Annotated in this window: 1 protein-coding gene; it reads right to left on the bottom strand. The window is 75.8% G+C overall.

From position 1 onward, the window contains the following. On the bottom strand, positions 1 to 1,403 hold a 1,403-nt coding region (locus B9S61_RS18115; protein ID WP_146064879.1), incomplete at both ends, for a type I polyketide synthase.

Here is a 1,403-nt window from a genome sequence, read left to right as displayed (position 1 = left end):
GCCGGTCCCCGTCCGGGGCGTCCCAGGGGCGGGCCTGCGCGAGCAGCCGGACCGCGCCGGCCGACCAGTCGACCCGGCTCGACGCCTCCTGGGCGTGCAGGGTGCGGGGCAGGACGCCGTGGCGGAGGGCGAGGACGGTCTTGATGACCCCGGCGACCCCGGCGGCGGCCTGGGTGTGCCCGATGTTCGACTTCAGCGACCCCAGCCACACCGGCCGCCCCTCGGGCCGGTCCTGACCGTACGTGGCCAGCAGGGCCTGGGCCTCGATGGGGTCGCCGAGTACGGTGCCGGTGCCGTGGGCCTCGACCAGGTCGATGTCGGTACCGGCCAGTCCGGCGGTGGCGAGCGCGGCTTTGATGACCCGCTGCTGGGAGGGGCCGCTGGGGGCGGTCAGGCCGTTGCTGGCGCCGTCCTGGTTGGCCGCGGTGCCACGGACGAGGGCGAGGACCGGGTGCCCGAGGCGGCGCGCGTCGGAGAGGCGTTCCACGAGCAGCACGCCCACGCCCTCGCCCCAGCCGGTGCCGTTCGCGCCTTCGGCGAAGGAGCGGCAGCGGCCGTCGGGCGAGAGCCCCTGCTGACGGCTGAACTCGACGAAGACGTCCGGGCTCGCCATCACCGCGGCGCCGCCGACCAGCGCGAACGAGCAGTCCCCGGCGCGCAGCGCCTGCCCGGCCAGGTGCAGGGCGACCAGCGAGGACGAGCAGGCCGTCTCGACGGTCACGGCCGGGCCGCCGAGTCCGAGGGTGTAGGAGATGCGGCCGGACGCGACGCTGGTGACGGTACCGCTGAGCAGGTGCCCCTCGACCTCGTCGGACGGGTTCTGCGGGCCGGTTCCGTAGCCCTGGGTGGCGACGCCGACGTAGACGCCGCCCTCGCTGCCGCGTACCGACGCGGGGTCGAGTCCGGCCCGCTCCAGCGCCTCCCAGCTGGTCTCCAGCAGCAGCCGCTGCTGCGGGTCCATGGCGAGGGCTTCGCGCGGCGAGACGCCGAAGAACTCCGCGTCGAACTCGGCCGCCCCGTCCAGGAATCCGCCGCCGGTGGTGTAGAAGGTCCCGGGGTGCAGGGGGTCGGGGTCGTAAAGGGTGTCCAGCGACCAGCCGCGGTCGGCGGGCAGCGCGGCGACCGCGTCCACCCCGTCGTCCACCAGCCGCCACAGGTCCTCGGGCGAGCGGACGCCGCCGGGGAAGCGGCAGGCCATCGAGACGATGGCCAGCGGCTCGTCGTCCGCCGCGGGCCCGGCCGGGCCGCCGACGGCCGCGGCTGCGGTGTCGCCGCCGCTCAGTCCGTCGAAGAGGTGTGCGGCGAGGGCGGCTGCCGTCGGGTGGTCGAAGACGGAGGTGAGGGCGAGCGGCAGGCCGGTGACCTCGACCAGCCGGTTGCGGAGTTCGACGGCGGTGAGCGAG

The organism is Streptomyces sp. SM1, assembly GCF_002910825.1.
Classification (GTDB): Bacteria; Actinomycetota; Actinomycetes; order Streptomycetales; family Streptomycetaceae; genus Streptomyces; species Streptomyces okerensis.
This window is presented reverse-complemented; position numbering and strand designations above follow the sequence as displayed.